This window comes from Bacillus sp. AY18-3, assembly GCF_008042305.1.
Lineage (GTDB): Bacteria > Bacillota > Bacilli > Bacillales > Bacillaceae_G > Bacillus_A > Bacillus_A wiedmannii.
This window is the reverse complement of sequence record NZ_QKQR01000012.1, coordinates 1-16,598: the sequence shown is the minus strand read 5'-3', so window position 1 is coordinate 16,598 and position 16,598 is coordinate 1. Positions and strand designations below refer to the sequence as shown.

General features: G+C 35.4%; 12 protein-coding genes, 2 pseudogenes, 1 riboswitch and 1 other annotated feature. Of the genes and pseudogenes, 4 read left to right on the top strand and 10 right to left on the bottom strand.

From position 1 onward, the window contains the following. Positions 1–50 precede the first annotated feature (50 nt). Positions 51–536 (top strand): 8-oxo-dGTP diphosphatase, encoded by a 486-nt coding sequence (locus tag DM800_RS11125; protein WP_098133621.1) that lies wholly within the window; start codon positions 51–53, stop codon positions 534–536. 28 nt (positions 537–564) lie between these two features. On the opposite strand, the gene DM800_RS11120 is transcribed toward DM800_RS11125, so the two are convergent. The 3 genes and pseudogenes from DM800_RS11120 to DM800_RS11110 form a co-directional block, all read right to left on the bottom strand. Next, positions 565–2,190, bottom strand: a complete 1,626-nt coding sequence (locus tag DM800_RS11120; protein ID WP_147786863.1) for a YndJ family protein — start codon at positions 2,188–2,190, stop codon at positions 565–567. 5 nt (positions 2,191–2,195) lie between these two features. Beyond that, complete coding sequence (locus DM800_RS11115) at positions 2,196–2,807, bottom strand: DUF4166 domain-containing protein (protein ID WP_147786862.1); 612 nt, start codon at positions 2,805–2,807, stop codon at positions 2,196–2,198. Positions 2,808–2,810: 3 nt separating this feature from the next. Further along, a pseudogene (locus tag DM800_RS11110) lies at positions 2,811–3,718 on the bottom strand (DoxX-like family protein). A gap of 191 nt (positions 3,719–3,909) precedes the next feature. Then, positions 3,910–4,096: riboswitch (Lysine riboswitch) on the top strand. Positions 4,097–4,296: 200 nt separating this feature from the next. Here DM800_RS11110 and DM800_RS11100 point away from each other — a divergent pair. Together DM800_RS11100 and DM800_RS11095 are read left to right on the top strand one after the other, a co-directional pair. Next, a complete protein-coding gene (locus tag DM800_RS11100; RefSeq protein WP_147786861.1) occupies positions 4,297–5,526 on the top strand; it encodes an aspartate kinase in 1,230 nt (409 codons plus the stop codon). A gap of 346 nt (positions 5,527–5,872) precedes the next feature. Then, complete coding sequence (locus DM800_RS11095) at positions 5,873–6,325, top strand: VOC family protein (protein ID WP_087983092.1); 453 nt, start codon at positions 5,873–5,875, stop codon at positions 6,323–6,325. 207 nt (positions 6,326–6,532) lie between these two features. Here DM800_RS11095 and DM800_RS11090 read toward each other — a convergent pair. From DM800_RS11090 to asnA, 3 genes and pseudogenes are all read right to left on the bottom strand, one after another. Beyond that, positions 6,533–6,871 (bottom strand): annotated as a pseudogene (locus tag DM800_RS11090) (helix-turn-helix domain-containing protein); the annotation flags it as partial. Between the two features lie 128 nt (positions 6,872–6,999). Then, complete coding sequence (locus DM800_RS11085) at positions 7,000–7,113, bottom strand: helix-turn-helix transcriptional regulator (protein WP_000052039.1); 114 nt, start codon at positions 7,111–7,113, stop codon at positions 7,000–7,002. 136 nt (positions 7,114–7,249) lie between these two features. Next, positions 7,250–8,233, bottom strand: a complete 984-nt coding sequence (gene asnA / locus DM800_RS11080; protein WP_000284898.1) for an aspartate--ammonia ligase — start codon at positions 8,231–8,233, stop codon at positions 7,250–7,252. A 70-nt stretch (positions 8,234–8,303) separates the two neighbouring features. Next, positions 8,304–8,562 (bottom strand) — a binding site (T-box leader). Between the two features lie 405 nt (positions 8,563–8,967). Between asnA and DM800_RS11075 the strand changes: the two genes are divergently transcribed. After that, positions 8,968–9,102 (top strand): DUF3934 domain-containing protein, encoded by a 135-nt coding sequence (locus tag DM800_RS11075; RefSeq protein ID WP_000047588.1) that lies wholly within the window; start codon positions 8,968–8,970, stop codon positions 9,100–9,102. A 95-nt stretch (positions 9,103–9,197) separates the two neighbouring features. Here the strand turns inward: DM800_RS11075 and DM800_RS11070 are convergent, their stop codons facing one another. The 4 genes from DM800_RS11070 to malS all read right to left on the bottom strand — a co-directional run bounded on the left by DM800_RS11070 (position 9,198) and on the right by malS (position 16,520). Continuing rightward, complete coding sequence (locus DM800_RS11070) at positions 9,198–12,392, bottom strand: DEAD/DEAH box helicase (RefSeq protein ID WP_097906907.1); 3,195 nt, start codon at positions 12,390–12,392, stop codon at positions 9,198–9,200. Between the two features lie 118 nt (positions 12,393–12,510). After that, positions 12,511–13,443 carry a response regulator gene (locus DM800_RS11065; protein ID WP_147786859.1) on the bottom strand — a complete coding sequence of 311 codons (933 nt, stop codon included), beginning with the start codon at positions 13,441–13,443 and terminating at the stop codon, positions 12,511–12,513. Between the two features lie 2 nt (positions 13,444–13,445). Continuing rightward, complete coding sequence (locus tag DM800_RS11060; RefSeq protein ID WP_079998372.1) at positions 13,446–14,744, bottom strand: sensor histidine kinase; 1,299 nt, start codon at positions 14,742–14,744, stop codon at positions 13,446–13,448. A gap of 63 nt (positions 14,745–14,807) precedes the next feature. Then, complete coding sequence (gene malS, locus DM800_RS11055) at positions 14,808–16,520, bottom strand: oxaloacetate-decarboxylating malate dehydrogenase (RefSeq protein ID WP_002096733.1); 1,713 nt, start codon at positions 16,518–16,520, stop codon at positions 14,808–14,810. Positions 16,521–16,598 lie beyond the last annotated feature (78 nt).

The following is a 16,598-nucleotide window of genomic DNA, read 5'->3' as shown; positions in this document are numbered from 1 at the left end:
TATATAACTATAGTTAAAAACTATAAGATTTTATAAGAGGAGAGATTCGTATGAGCAACAATTGGAAAGATATAGAGCACCGTATTTATACAATGTGTATGATTCAGCGTAATAACAAAATATTGCTAATACAGCGCCCCGATCATCTAGGCTTCCCTGGTTACATCGCTCCTGGCGGAAAAGTAGATTTCCCAGAAAGTATCGTTCAAGCTGCTATACGAGAATCGAAAGAGGAAACCGGACTTCACGTTTCTAATTTAATTTTCAAGGGGTTAGACGAATATGTAAATCCGAAAGAAAATGTTCGATATATGGTATTCAATTATTGGACAGATTCGTTTGATGGTGAACTTCTTATAAACCCTCCTGAGGGCGAATTATTATGGGTGCCAATTGATGAGGCACTAAATCTTCCTATGCAAAATTGGTTTAAAGAGAGATTCCCATTATTTTTTGAAAAAGGTACGTTTGAAATTCAACGTGTTTGGGACCGGGACTTAGATAAACAAGTTGCTATGACAATTACGCATACGTAAAAAAGCTTGGTATCTCTCCAAGCTTTTTTTACTTTCCTTCTATTTTCTTAATCTCATAATCAATTTCTAAAAACTTAACTCCAAATATCCACATTCTATGGTTAGCTTTTAATATGTGATTCGTGTTCTCTTTTATAATAAAAGTCTCTGCTAACGGTAAACGAATTGTAAAGAAACGAGTATGTAAATAAATCCCCTCATCTCCTTTACCGTTTCTTCTCAGCTTACTAGTAATGATTAAATCATTACTCTTATTACATAATTTTAAAACCCCCGTCATATTCGAATATGGTAAAGGTAATGCAATATTCATATATGTCTCGCTCTTATATGTGTGCTTTGAGTAAAGAGCTACAAAAATAGATTCTCCTGCTTCATTTTTTCTTAGCCAAGCCCTTACATTCTCCCTTCCATCTTTCTCATCTATTATCCCAACGATAGAGCCATGCATCGTTTCCCACTTACCGCCCATTCCTAAATGTATTTGTCCTACACGCTTACTCATTTTCTCATAGCAAAATGCAACCGGACGAAACCAACGAGCCCACTTAATATGCGATTGTAACTCATACTCTTTTGTATTTTCATAAAAACGAGTAATACTTAAAGGAATCTTTGCTATGTCAAATCCCTCACTATGAAAATCGTTCATATTATCAACTAAACCTTTGTATTCCTTGCTATCTATTAAACTTCTGTTATGTAAAAATGCTTCACCAACTGTCGTATTTCCTCTTAACCTGCTCATTGGTTTCCCGTAATATTTATAATTCGGAGCAGTCTTTTCAATCATCCAGCCGACAAATGCGGGTAACGCTACTCCAATTCCATTGACAAAACCGTGAATCCAAACCATTTGAGCAATTGTAATCGTCATTACATGTTTCAAATTCCCATATGAATATATAAGCGAAAACATAATTGTTACCATGAGTGTACTAGACGATATGATCAGAAGAACCTTTGCACTAATAGCATTAAATTTCGTACGCCAAACATAAATCCCATAACTATAAATAGCGCATAAATATAGGAACACTGCAAAAAATTCAAATACTCTTGAGTACGTAATTCCTATTGCAACTGTCATAGGTGAAATGACGATGACAAACATAATAGCATCATATACTTTACTTCTCTTTTCTCTTTTCCTCCCAATTAAACCAGCTGATAACGGCAATAGAAATGCCGAATAATGAAAGTGTGCAGCTGTAAGCAAAACAATGTCGGAACTAAAGTGCATAATGGAAAGCTTTGCTACAGAAGCAAAAAACCAGAAACCACCTAAAAACAAATACATAAACGCACTATCGATAGCTGTCTCCTCTAACGGTTTCCATCCTCTTTCTAGCACTCTACTTACACCGAATAACGCAACGATTCCTGTATATACAAACCAAAGTAATGCAAAGAAATAGTGATTTGTTACGAAAGCTAACATTGCACTAATTGCTGCGATTGGATATAAAAGCGATACTAGTTTATAAAAGGATAAATATGATCCACTTCTTGTCTTTTTATCAAGAATGCAAAATGACATCGGTATAAATAACAAAATAGATAATAAAATAATTGCTTCAACTGGGTTTACATTTGTCCACTCACATATTAGAAAAACAATATAACAAGCAAGCCCAACTATTATATTTTTCATATCATTTATTTCCTCTCCACAAATGTTCCCTTATATGAAAATAATGAACCGATTAACGGATTGCGTACTTGTACATGAATTCGAAAGCATTGTCGTGTTTCATCATAACTTTCTACAATGTTGGCCTCTCCGTATAAGAATCTAGGTAACGGGACTTTTCTGCCAAACATGTAAAACCATTGTTTCTTTGAGAAAATATGCATTGCCCCCACCTCATCAATATGAAAATTCAATGTAGAAACAAGTATGTGTGGTTCACCAAAACAATCTACAATTTCATTATTCTCTTCATCCAACTGCATAACGGCGTTAAAATATCTTTTCTTATTGTGAAAATAAAAAGTACGATTCCACCGCACAAGTTCATGTCCATGTTCATCCCGCTCAGCGGTATTATGTATTGTAAATGGCACTTCCTTCCCCCGCTCAGAGAAAAACATACGGAACTTTGATGCAATTTTTAATATGAATTTTACGAAAAAAGAACCACCATAAATCTCATCCATCTTTCCTTCTCCAGTAAAACTATTTTCTTCTGTAATTTCATAGCGTTTCTGTAATTTTGGATGTAGTTTTTTATAAGAATCCCCTAATAGTCTTTCATACATATTAGCCATACATTATCCCTTTCTCTTCCTCTTGCAATTTTTTGAGCTTGGCAAGTTCGTGCTATTTATATAACCGACAATTGATAATCCCATGATTAGAACGTTTAATGTAATTGGATTAAACGGCTCTGTAAAACTTGCAATATTCGTAATCCCTGCCGCTATCGTTAAGGCTATTAACATAAAAATATGTACGATAAATACTTTTCGTTTTGGAAATGGCAACAGCCATATGACACCAAAAATAATTTCTAACAATCCAATTATTTTAAGTACAAAAATACTATGTTCAGTTGAACCAATTATCACAGATAGCATTTTTACTTCTTCTGAATGAGTAAACACTAGTTTCGGTACTATTCCTTGATACATCCATACAAATGCAAATAAAAAACATACGAGCCAATGTGTCATTGTTCTTCTAATTAGTAACTTAGGATGAAGTCCCTTTTCTATCCATAATTTTAACGCATCAAAACTCCAAGCAGTCGCCCAGCCTAATAAAGGCCGAAACATATAGAAATCTATTACATTTCCTATACGACCAAACCTCGTATCATAATCATATTGTGTCTCAAAATAAATGTGTTCTTCACGCGGTGTATACTTCCAATAACCACGCCCTATTTGAATAAGTGATAATTTATTATCCGTCCAAAATTTTAAAGAAGAAATTCTTTCACCCGTTTCTTTTCTTATTTCACCTATCGATTCCCCTTCACCAGCTATTTCAAGTCCAAATCCAATCTTTGTTTTATATAAAAACTTCTGCGGTTCTCCTTCTTTTTCTCTAAATACGAAATTTCAGTAAAGCGAGCATCCCATTCTGTATGTATATGTGGTTCTTGCGTGTATTCCCATAATTTCTCCATTGTTGTGTTCATTTCTGCCGAAACATAAATAGGCTTTTTCCCCTTCATTCTTCCACCTCCAATGCACTATAATTTTAATGTACATGCAATGAATTTATTTTGCTACATTTTTCACAAACTTTCTCATAAATAGAAAGAATTTTTAAAATATATATAAAACACTTGATTCCCCGAAAAATTTAAATTATTATAAAACAAATGTTACCAACAACTTCATAAATCAAACACTCTCGCCTAAAACGTGAGATAGAGGTTGCGATACTTATGAGTATTCTAATGGAGACACAGAGATGTCTATGAAATTAGATGAAAGGAAGTATTGCCGAAATCGATACATTTCTCTGCATTTATCGATTGGGGCTGTTTTCGAATAGAAACAGAACTGTCATATGTACAGACGTGTATGTATGAAGAGCTATCTACAAAAAAGAGATATCATTTTTATGGTATTCCTTTTTTGGCGGTTTTTTTATTAGCTCCGTTTTCTGTTTCCCTTTTCCTGTAACAGCACCATCCTCACTTATTTGAGATGGTGTTTTTTGTTTTTTCTCTGGTAACTACAGGAATATTGGGATCTATATATGTCCTAATCTATTCTTAAAAATGGATGAAAGAAGGAATTCGTAATGGAAACGATTGTACAAAAATTTGGTGGCACTTCTGTTGGAAGCGTTGAGCGCATTCAACATGTAGCAAATTTAATTATTGAAGAATATGAACGAGGACATAGCATCGTCTCTGTCGTTTCAGCAATGGGAAAAAGCACAGATGAACTCGTAGCACTTGCTAACGCGATTTCAGAAAATCCGAGTAAACGCGAAATGGATATGCTTCTATCAACAGGAGAGCAAGTGACTATTTCATTATTAACGATGGCACTACAAGCAAAAGGCTATAACGCGACTTCATTAACTGGATGGCAAGCTGGTATTACGACAGAATCTGTACATAGTAGTGCACGGATTACTGAAATTAATACTGATCGAATTCAGTCTTATCTTACTGAAGGCACGATTGTTATTGTAGCTGGCTTCCAAGGAGTTAGTGAAAACCATGAAATTACAACACTTGGCCGCGGTGGTTCTGATACAACTGCTGTTGCATTAGCTGCTGCACTGAAAGCAAAAAAATGTGATATTTACACGGATGTGACCGGTGTTTATTCGACGGACCCACGAGTTGTAAAAAATGCTTATAAATTAGATGAAATTTCTTATGATGAAATGTTGGAACTTGCAAATCTCGGTGCTGGTGTATTACACCCGCGTGCTGTTGAGTTTGCTAAAAATCACAATGTCATTTTAGAAGTTCGCTCAAGTATGGAACGAGAAAACGGAACAATTGTAAAAGGAGAATGTAACATGGAACAACAATCAATCGTTAAAGGTATTGCATTTGAAGATAATATTACACGCGTCACAATGAAAGGATTAGAACAAGGTGCACTTTCAACAGTTTTCTCTACATTAGCAGCGGCACATATTAATGTAGATATCATCATTCAAAGTATTACAAATGAAGGAACTGTTCACCTCTCCTTCTCAATCCATTCTAATGATTTAAAAGAAACATTAGAGGTATTGGAACAAAATCAAGAAACACTTCACTATGAATCTGTAGAATATGAAAATCATTTAGCAAAAGTATCCATTGTAGGATCTGGTATGGTCTCTAATCCAGGTGTTGCTGCAAATATGTTCACTACTTTAAAAGAAGAAGATGTTCATATTAAAATGGTAAGTACATCAGAAATTAAAGTGTCTGTCGTTATTGACCGCCTTCATTTAGTAATAGGTGTCGAGGCGCTTCATCAATCATTTATGGCGAAAATTGAGCCTTTAGTGCAGATGAGTTAATTTCCACCAGTAAAACTTAAAATAAATTATATAAATCTATTTCCTTCCTATATTAATAGCAATAGGGTCGGAATATTTTGCGGGCAAGTCGAAGTTATATTATCGAATAGAAACTACATTATTGAATTCTTAAAATGATAGCATTCTCGAAATAAAGTTCGCGCATATTTCAATAGTAGAGGGTTTAAAAAGTGTTGTTCGTTAACAAAATGTTTTATACTATACCCGAAAACACCTTGTCACATTTTCCTACACTGTGACAAGGTGTTTTTTGTTTAGAAGAGATTTTAGTATAATTATGAGGAGAATTAACTAATAAAATTATACATATAAGGAGATAAAGACTATGGCAAACAACAGATTACTAAGAATGGACAATGTCAGCATCGTTGTAGAATCCCTTGATAACGCAATCTCTTTCTTCGAGGAGATTGGACTAAAACTCGAAGGGCGAGCTACTGTCGAAGGTGAATGGGCTGGTCGCGTAACAGGACTCGGTTCTCAGCGCGTAGAGATTGCTATGATGGTTACGCCAGATGGCCATAGCCGAATTGAACTTTCGCGATTTCTCACCCCACCTACTATAGCAGATCACCGGACAGCTCCTGTAAATGCCCTCGGTTATTTGCGCGTCATGTTCACCGTTGAAGACATTGACGAAATGGTATCGAGACTTACAAAGCATGGTGCTCAGCTCGTTGGCGAAGTAGTTCAGTACGAGGACTCATATCGACTCTGCTACATTCGTGGAACCGAAGGTATTTTAATCGGTTTGGCGGAAGAACTCGGTAACAAATAAGTAATGTTTTATATGAAGTCTTTGCCGAAGTAAAAATACTTGAAAGAACTTTACGCTTAATAAAACTTAGATTTTGAACCCCGTCCTAGCTTTAGAACGGGGTTATACTTGTTTGAGCTTTTTAACATACTATCAACATCCCGAAATCATTATAAAACAATTCAATTACTTGTTATACTCTTTCCTAGGAAATATAACGGACTCTTCTCACTTCTTATCATATATATCTTTTCTTTTAAAAAACGATCTGAACTCATTCAAAATAACTTTCTTCACATCAGAGTAAAAAACCATCATGAATAGTGCAATTCCTAATAAAATCTCTTGCATTCCTTCATAATCAATGAAAGCACTCACAATTAGCAAACCAAACCCAATATAAAAACCAAACTCATTTTCTTTCTCAAAATCCTCATCTTCATCAATATGTATTTTCTCTTTTAAATTTCGCTTCCCTTTTATTAACTCATCGAGCGTAACATTATACATTTCGCTCAATAAAATTAAATTTTCAATATCAGGGCAACTTTTATCATTTTCCCACTTACCCCGCTTTAACAGGCAGTAAATCTCATCAAAGCTTTTAAGCACAATCAAGGCAGCCAGATGCGATTAACTGCCTATAAAAGCCCGATTGGTTCAACTAATAATCAGTAGGATAAATCGCCCACTGATTAAAGTTTCACTTTATACACTGCTTGCCTCGTTATACCAATCTTTTTAGCAACATCTTCTTGTGAAAATCCTTTTGATTCTCTTAATTTTTTAAGTTGTTGTCCTAAGCTCATAACATCCCCTCCTTTAACAAATTATTACATAAAAGGATCCAAAAAAGAAAGAAACCATTAGTAAAACCCACTGTAAACCATTCGTTTACACAATGAAAAAGAGAGAATAACTCTTTGAGCTATCCTCTCTCTTCTATTAAAACAGATGGATGTTTTCTTTCTTGCAAGCTTCACGTAAATCGTCAGGCCATACAGAAGATTGAACTTCACCAATATGTGCTTTACGTAAGAAGTACATGCACATTCTTGATTGTCCAATACCACCGCCAATTGTTAACGGTAGTACGTCTTCTAAAATACCTTTATGGAAATCGTACTCACGTTTGAAGTCTTCACCTGTTTTCGTTAACTGCTCATCAAGTGATTTACTATCAACACGAATTCCCATTGATGATAATTCGAATGAAGATTGTAATACTGGGTGCCAGAATAAAATGTCACCGTTTAATTTCCAATCATCATAATCAGCTGCGCGTCCATCATGCTTTTCACCTGAACGAAGTGCATCACCAATTCCGATAATGAAGACTGCACCGTGTTCTTTCGCAATTGCATGTTCACGATCTTTCGGTGTTAATTCTGGATATTTATCTTCTAGTTCTTGGGAAGTGATGAAAACAATTTCTTCTGGTAAATACTTTCCAAGGAACGGATACTTTTCAAATAAGTGGTCTTCTAAATCTTTGAATATTCCATAAATTGTTTGTACTGTTTCTTGCAAGTAATCTACAGTACGCCATTCTTTTTGAACGATTTTTTCCCAATCCCATTGGTCAACGTAAATGGAATGTGTTGCATCAAGTTCTTCATCACGACGTATCGCGTTCATGTTTGTATATAAACCTTCACCAGCTTCATATCCGTATTCATGTAATGCGAATCTTTTCCACTTCGCTAGTGAGTGAACAATTTCTAATTCTTCTCCTGAATGTAACATATCAAATTCAATTGGACGTTCTACACCGTTTAAATGATCGTTTAATCCTGATTTTTTCGTTACGAATAATGGTGCAGACACGCGGAATAGTTCAAGGCGTTTTGCTAATTGATCCTCGAAAAATGTTTTAACTTCCTTAATTGCGATTTGAGTCTCTCTTACTGTCATTAATGATTGATACATGGTGGTTTCCTCCTAAAATGTTTGGATGTTGTGAAAAGAAGCCAACAAAAAAAGCCCTTCTTTCCCAAAAAACTGGGACGAAAGACTTTGGTTCCGCGGTACCACCCAAATTAGCAACAGAGGTTGCTCACTTATACAATACGGAGATGAAATATCTCGATACTGTTCTTCTTGTAACGGCGAAGTTCCCGGCTAAGTCTACTTTCCTGTAAAGGATTTCGGTTAGCAACTCCAGGAGGTTCTTCATAATAGGCTTCGTATCAGGCTCACACCACCCCTGACTCGCTTAAACTACTTCCTACTACTACTCGTCCTTTCATAGTCGTTTTGTTGTCACATCTCTGAAACATTTTATTAATGATTATTCTATACAAAAAATAAAGAAAGTCAACAAAAATTTAAAAATATTTTTCAATTCTTTATTTTTCGGCTTTATTGATTGTTTTCAATATAACGTCTTCACTTCTTTTGTCTTGTCAATCCAAAAAACGTTTCACTAACCGAAACTAACATATACACAACAAGTAATGTAATCGTTCGAAATATAGAATCCGCAGTATTTCGTATTATTTTCATTTTCTTTGTAATTCCTTTCAGTTTACTTGCAAATTCGTGTTATACTATAACATTCAAGCAGTTTATTTTTACTTAAAGCAATCATAGTCATTTATAAAGAGTATGTTCTAAATCATTGACTATTATCAAATGAGATTTTTATATAACGGAGTGATCATATGAGTAAAACGAAAGCAAAACCGAAAAAAGGTGTAGGGCAAGGTACAGGAAGTAAAGGATGGAATCGTTGGCAATCAAGTGCAAAGAAAAAGGCAGCTGCCAAGCCATATAAAAGTAAAGGGACTAAAAAATAAATTCTGTATTATCTCTTTACTTTGTTCAAAACAAATTATAATTATTACACTAAAAAAGCTATGCTCTCATACATGTGAAAGCATAGCTTTTTATATTAAATCATTAAAATATCTCGTATTTCTTCCTCCGTGATTGATGATAATTTCTCTTCTCCTGGCTCAATCACTTCAGCGATTAAATTTTTCTTACTCTCTTGCAGTTCATGCATTTTTTCCTCAATTGTTCCGTGGGCTACTAATTTTATAACTTGTACTGTATTTTTTTGTCCCATTCGATATGCTCTATCAGCTGCTTGTTGTTCAACAGCTGGATTCCACCATAAATCGTATAATATAACCGTATCGGCACCCGTTAAGTTAAGACCCGTACCACCAGCTTTTAAAGAAATGAGAAATAGATCCCCTTCCCCCTCGTTAAACCGATTACATAGCTCTACACGTTCTTGTGATGGTGTACTCCCGTCTAAATAAAAGTATGGAATCGCTTGACGATTTAACTCACGACCAATAATAGACAGCATCTTCGTAAATTGAGAAAAGATTAAAATTCTCTTACCAGTACTTCTGCATTCCTCTAGTATCTCTAATAGTTGTTCAAATTTAGCTGAACTACCCTTATAATCATCAACGAATAAAGCCGGATGATTACAGATTTGGCGCAGTCTTGTTAAGCCAGCTAAAATTCTAATTTTATTTTTACGTAACGTATCTTTATCTAAATGTTTTAACGTTTCTTCCCTTAATTTCGCTAAATAAGCAGCATAAAGTCTCTTTTGATCTGGTAATAACTCCGATGACTGTAAGTGCTCTATTTTATCTGGAAGCTCCTGTAATACGTCTTCTTTTAATCGTCTTAATACGAAAGGTTTTACGCGCTTCGCTATATCTTCGCGCCTTAAATCACCGAATTCTTTTCTTCCTGGTAATAATTCCGGAAATACGACATGGAAGATAGACCATAGCTCTTCTAATGAATTTTCTACAGGCGTTCCCGTTAGCCCGAAACGAAATTCAGCTTGAATTGTTTTCACTGCTTTTGCAGTTTGGGTTGTAGGATTTTTAAACGCCTGTGCTTCATCAAGAAACAGTGTATGAAACGGCCTCGCATACGATCTTATATCTCTTCTCAGTAATGGATATGACGTAATTACGACATCAAATTCCACTATGTCTTTTAATATTTTTCGCCGCTCTGTTTGATTTCCATCTGCAATAACCGCTCTAATATGCGGGGCGAATTTTTTCAATTCACTAAACCAATTGTAAACGAGAGAGGACGGTGAAACGACTAATATAGGTAGTTTCTTTTCTCGAATTTCAGGCAACACAGAATCTATGTAAGCAATACTTTGCAGCGTTTTTCCAAGTCCCATATCATCTGCTAAAATACCGCCAAAACGGTAATAGGCGAGTGTTTTCATCCACTCAAATCCGTATACTTGATACTCTCTCATTACAGCATTTAAAGTTTGCGGCACTGTAAACTTTAATTTTTTCGGATTTTGAATGCTTTCTACTAAATCTTGAACAGACTCATCTAAACTTAAAACATTACCTTCGTGAAGTCCGTTCATCCATTTTACACTCCGGATAAGCGGAACGTTCACTTCTTCTCCGTGTAAAAACTCTTTCCGAATACCCGATTCTTTTACAAACTGATTAATTTCATTAAATTCTTTGCTCTCTAGTGATAATAAAGAACCATTCGCTAATCGGTAATATTTGCGTTTCTCTTCCAGAGCCACTAACACACCTTTAATTTCCGCTTCCGGTATTCCTTTTATATCAAAACGAAATGATAACCAATCAATTCTTTCTTTTCTTCTCACTCTAATAAGAGGTGCGGTATCGCCTTTATGAATGCGTAATTTAATTGCTGTCGTCGCATAAATGTCAACCAAGCCTTTTAACGACGGAACGACGTGATATAAAAAGTTATACTCAGCCTCTTCATTATGCATAAAATAACCGCCTTCTGTTTTTGCAAAGGCACTTTCACTCATAATGTCTAAAATCTCTTTTTCCTTTTTCTCATCACGATTAAAAACAGACGGCTGTCCATCTTCTTCTAACGGATTGATCATGACGTTTCCATAATGAAATTCAAGACCTGCTAACAAACGATTTTTCACTCGATCTAAATACAGCTTTGCTTTTAGCGACGGCGTTTCAACACGATCTGATATTACTTCATCAATGCGTACCGTTCCCAGTTTCATTAATCCTGGCACAACTTTCGCTACGAAATGTTCCATCTTACTTTCAGGAATATAAAACTGATTGCTATTTGAGCGACTCATCATCTTTTGTAATTCAATAAGTCGCATACAATCTTCCATAGGTAAATGATATAATTTCCCATCGTAAAGAGCGTTGTTATACATTTCCATAACTTGAACACGATTTAGGCCGTCTATATGAAGTGTGAATCCACCATTATTTCCTTTCGTAAACTCAAAATGTAATGGCAATAAACCGTTTGAAATTTGTAAGCCCTGAAACTGTTGTTCATTTTGTTTCAGCTGTACATACTCAACTTTAGAAAGTGAAGAGAGCATATCTTTCCACGAAGCTGGCGGTATGAATATCATACTTTCATCTTGTTTCGCATGTACTTCTAACGCATCTTCATACATTTTTTCATTATGATACATTTTAATAAGTTGCTGAATAACCGCATCCGTTTCTTGCCTGAAGCTATGTACATCTGGTGTGTATGTAAATTCATTAGAACAATGAAAAGTCTCTCTTTTCTCCACTTTAGAAAGAAATTCTCTAATATGATTTATAAAATATGTTTGCGCAAGTTTTAACTGAATTCCAAGAAGGGCCCCACCACTTTTCGTATCCACTGGTGAACATATAAAAGCCACATCTAATATTTCACGTGTATCAAAACGGTGTTGTTTACTTTTTGGCCTAAGTGGTTTGTCTGCAAACAACTGAAACATCCCGCTCGTTAATTGATCATTTCCGCTCATATTTTCGGACATGCCGCCCGTTTGCTGGTTATAATTTATTTGTATTAGTACGGCTGCAACATGTTGACAATACGTTTGAAAAGACGCTAATGAAGGACAACTACATCTCGCAACTACATCACCTTTTTTAGCTTTTTCTACTGTAACATGAAAATCCTCATTCCCTTTTACCGTCGCCTCACAAATTTCTTTCGTTTCATCATAATGATTCACGATTACTTTATTTGCTTTATAATAAGCTTCGCCTCTTTTATATGAGGTCTCTCCGCATACTTCTTTTATAATCGATTTATTTAATGTAAAACTCATTGTTTTGACACTTCCTTAATGTAAAACCATTTTCTCTTACTTAACATTTTACATGCTCTACGAGAAAATATAAAATATTGATTGAACAAAAAAAGATGCTTATTTATAAGCACCTTCTTCACTCTATCTCCATCAACCGTTTCGCCTCAAAATATAACACTTGAATAAATTTTTTCGTATTAATTCGTATATGGCCAGAAGTTGCTACTTCATCCTTTGTCATTTCTGTCATCCGTTTTCTAACTACAGTGAAATCAAAAAATTTCGGAGCATAGCTTTCAAATTTCGGATTTGAAAAGTCTGTTAGTCCGATGGAGGCTAAATGATTCAATGATTGATAAATTGCTCTGCGCACTCTTTGTTCAGATGCTTTTTTCTCTTTATCAATATCCGTATGTAAAGCTTCATCCCCTAATTTTTTTATCGTAATATAGTGAAAAATATCTTTTAACGCAGGAAAGCCAAATTCAAATGTTTGCGCCTTTTCTTGTCCGTATAAATATTCCAGCATACTAAGTAAATCTTTACTTCCGTTCTCTCCCGCAATACCGAGCTCTGCTAGTAAGAAGCGTCCTGAATCTGATATCTTTTTTCCTTCTTGTACTGTTTCACTACGCATTGGCGGCTTTTCCCACTGAAACACATTATTTAATGATTTTTGAATGTCATGTATAGAACGTTCCAAACGAATACGCTCCATCACTTTTCGTACAACAGATACTACTTCTATTTTATTTAGTGGTTTTGTAATATAATATTCCACACCAAGTGTATACGCCTCACCAATGAGCTGTTTCGATTCAACTTGGGAAATCATAATAATTTTCCCAGTAAATGAAGACGCTATATGACGAACTGTTTCAATGCCGTCTCTCATCGGCATTAGTAAATCAATAAATAAAATATCTACTTTTTTATAATTTAGCTGTTCTGCTTCAATAAACGCTCCATCTTCCGATTCTCCAATTACTTCCCCAAGATCGCCATCCTCAATAATTTGCGAAAGCATTGAACGGAAAACTTCATCATCATCTACAATATAATAAAACAAACCTATTCCCCTTCCCTCTTTAAACTGCACTCCGGTAAACAAACGATAAACTTACACCCTTTTTCAGTTTCATTGTCTTCTAACCTTACTTCTCCGCCGAGCTCTGTTACCATTTCGTGTATGTAAGAAAGTCCAATACCTGTTGACGGTGTTCCTGTTTGATCATACTTGGAAGTAAACCCTGGCTTAAATACTAATTTCTTATACTTTTGTGCAATACCAGGGCCATCGTCAATTACTTCAAAGATTACATGTTGCTCTCGTTTATATAACTTAATACGAATGAGACCTCTATCTTCAATTGCTTCCACTGCATTGGCAACTAAGTTATTAAAGATTGATAGCACTGTATACACGTGATATGCAGCGTGTTCACCTTCTATATGTTTTGAAAAACGTATATCTTTCCCTAGCATTTCAGCATATTTCTCATTTATTCTTACGATCATTTCTGTAAGCTCATGTCCTTCTACATACTCAGTCACATTTTTATCTAATAACAGTTTAGATAATCCTGCAAAAATCCTTTGATTATCCTTTTTTATTTCGTGCACTTCTCCTGCTATTTTCAATGCTGTTTTACTACTGGAATCATCGTCTGTCTGTAAATTTCGATATAGTTGATATGCTTCTTGTGTAATCAATTCTGCATTTTGTAACGTTTTTTTCAAGTGAACAGATTCTACATATAAATTTGAAAGGTGCATGAACATTTTTTCATTTTCTTTTCGGACTTGTGACTCTTTTAATTTCGTTTCATATAAAATCATCATATTTAAAAAGCCAAGTGCAAAGAAACTACGAAAAATAGCAATAATAATTAATTTATTCACTTCAGAAACTGTTATTGTTGTACCGAGTACTACCATATGATAAATCGCAAGTTCTGACATACTTGCGATAATTTCAATTGTAATTCCAAGGCACCCAATAACGATTGGTTTCTGATGAAACTTATTCACCCTACAAAGTGAAAAAAGACTTCCATAAATAAAATAATAAAAGAACACAGGATAGCGCAAATAAAATGATTCTGTCATATGAAATGAACCTTGCATGATCCAATCAAGGCATACACGGAATAAAACGACACATATACCGACAAGAATACCTGCAGCCGCTGCTGGTATTCTTCTTAAAAATAATAATAAAAAGAAGAAAAGCGGTGTCCCAAAGCTAACGCGAAACGTATCGTTAAAAGGGTGAAAATTAAGCTCTCCAGCAATCGGAACAACAACCATTAATATAATTAAAAGGGATATATCTTTCTTCCATAATTGATTCCAATTCAAAGGTGCCACTTCCTATACTTTTTTCGGTAATAAAAGTGAAAGCCCGCTTATTATAATAAACGGGCTTTATTTCTATATTCTAACCTTTTCTACCGCTTTTATTTGGCGGTACTCCGGCTCCCATATTGCTTCTTTCACTGCAATCTTGATATCGTTATCACTTAAGTTCTCTCTAGCAACACCTTCTGCAACGGCAACTTTCGCTACTTCAATTGCAACCATTTCCGAGATATTACGTAACTCTTCAACCTCTGGCAAAATAGGTGCTCCTGGCTGACTTGTGTCTACCATGCTTGCAACTGCTTCAGCAGCTGCTGCGAACATTCCATCCGTCATGACGCTTGCACGTACAACAATTGTTCCAAGACCAAGACCTGGGAAAATAAGTGCGTTATTTGATTGTCCAATCACATACGTTACACCGTTGTATGTAACTGGTTCAAATGGACTTCCTGTTGCAACTAATGCTCTTCCTTCTGTCCACTCGATTAAATCAGCTGGTTTTGCTTCAGCAAGTGGCGTCGGATTCGACATCGGTAAAATAATTGGTCTTTCTACGTGAGAAGCCATTTCTTTAATAATCTCTTCTTTGAATGCTCCTGCAACAGTTGATGTACCGATTAAAATTGTCGGTTTTACATGCTTCACAACTTCAGCAAGTCCGATCACATCATTTTGTTTCCACTCACTTACTTCCGCTTCTTTTCTTGCATATGGAATTTGGAAATCAAGAAGATCTTCCATATTATCTGTAACTAACCCGTTACGATCAATACACCAGAAACGCTTATATGATTCTTCTTCTGATACGCCAACGCGGACCATTGCATCTCTAACTTGATCTGCGATACCGATTCCAGCCGTACCAGCACCAAACACAACAACGCGGTGTTCACTTAAAGGTACACCCGAAACTTTCACTGCCGATAACACAGCAGCAAGTGAAACTGCACCTGTACCTTGAATATCATCATTAAATGTACAAATATCATGACGATATTTATCTAAAATTTTTCGTGCATTTCGAGAGCTAAAGTCTTCCCAATGTAAAAGTGCTTTCGGGAATTGTTTATTCACTGCTTGTACAAATGTATCAATAAATTCATCATAAGCTTCACCAGTTATACGAGGGTGACGATTTCCAATATAAAATGGATTGTTTAATAGTTCCTCACGATTTGTACCCACATCTAAAATTACCGGTAATACACGGCTAGGATCGATACCAACTGCGGCCGTATAAACAGCTAATTTCCCGATTGCGATGTTTATACCACCAACACCCCAGTCACCAATTCCAAGTATGCCTTCTCCATCTGTTACAACGACTAAATCAATGTTTTCAGCTGTTGCACCGATATTCGCAAATGCTTCTTCAATACCCGACGGATCGTTAATTGATAAATACACACCACGCGGTTTACGATATTCATGACTATATCTTTGAATCGCTACACCAACAGTTGGTGTATATACGATTGGTAACATTTCACGTAAATGATTTGTTAATATACGATAAAATAACACTTCATTTCGATCATGTAACGCTGTTAAGTATACATTCTTTAATAAATCGTCCGGCTGAGAACAAAATTGTTCATACGCTCGGCGTGCTTGTTCTTCTAATGTTAAAACCGCTGGCGGTAATAACCCTTTTAAACCTAATTCTTCTCTCTCTTCTTGCGTGAAAGCGACCCCTTTATTTAAAAGTGGTGTTGATAATACTTCTACTCCTCTTAATGTCGTTTCTAATGAACCATTAGAAGCTACTGTAAACTTACTCATAACATCCCTACCTCTATTCATATATAGCATTTCTATATTGTAAACAAAAAAGAGGGGATTGTCCCCCCTCTTCTTTTA

Excerpts from the sequence above, each read along its gene's own strand:
- DM800_RS11115 (WP_147786862.1), bottom strand. The coding sequence starts at position 2,807 with ATGGCTAATATGTATGAAAGACTATTAGGGGATTCTTATAAAAAACTA.
- DM800_RS11085 (WP_000052039.1), bottom strand. The coding sequence starts at position 7,113 with ATGAGCTTAGGACAACAACTTAAAAAATTAAGAGAATCAAAAGGATTT.
- DM800_RS11070 (WP_097906907.1), bottom strand. The coding sequence starts at position 12,392 with ATGAGTTTTACATTAAATAAATCGATTATAAAAGAAGTATGCGGAGAG.
- asnA (WP_000284898.1), bottom strand. The coding sequence starts at position 8,233 with ATGTATCAATCATTAATGACAGTAAGAGAGACTCAAATCGCAATTAAG.
- DM800_RS11075 (WP_000047588.1), top strand. The coding sequence starts at position 8,968 with ATGAGTAAAACGAAAGCAAAACCGAAAAAAGGTGTAGGGCAAGGTACA.
- malS (WP_002096733.1), bottom strand. The coding sequence starts at position 16,520 with ATGAGTAAGTTTACAGTAGCTTCTAATGGTTCATTAGAAACGACATTA.
- DM800_RS11125 (WP_098133621.1), top strand. The coding sequence starts at position 51 with ATGAGCAACAATTGGAAAGATATAGAGCACCGTATTTATACAATGTGT.
- DM800_RS11095 (WP_087983092.1), top strand. The coding sequence starts at position 5,873 with ATGGCAAACAACAGATTACTAAGAATGGACAATGTCAGCATCGTTGTA.
- DM800_RS11120 (WP_147786863.1), bottom strand. The coding sequence starts at position 2,190 with ATGAAAAATATAATAGTTGGGCTTGCTTGTTATATTGTTTTTCTAATA.
- DM800_RS11100 (WP_147786861.1), top strand. The coding sequence starts at position 4,297 with ATGGAAACGATTGTACAAAAATTTGGTGGCACTTCTGTTGGAAGCGTT.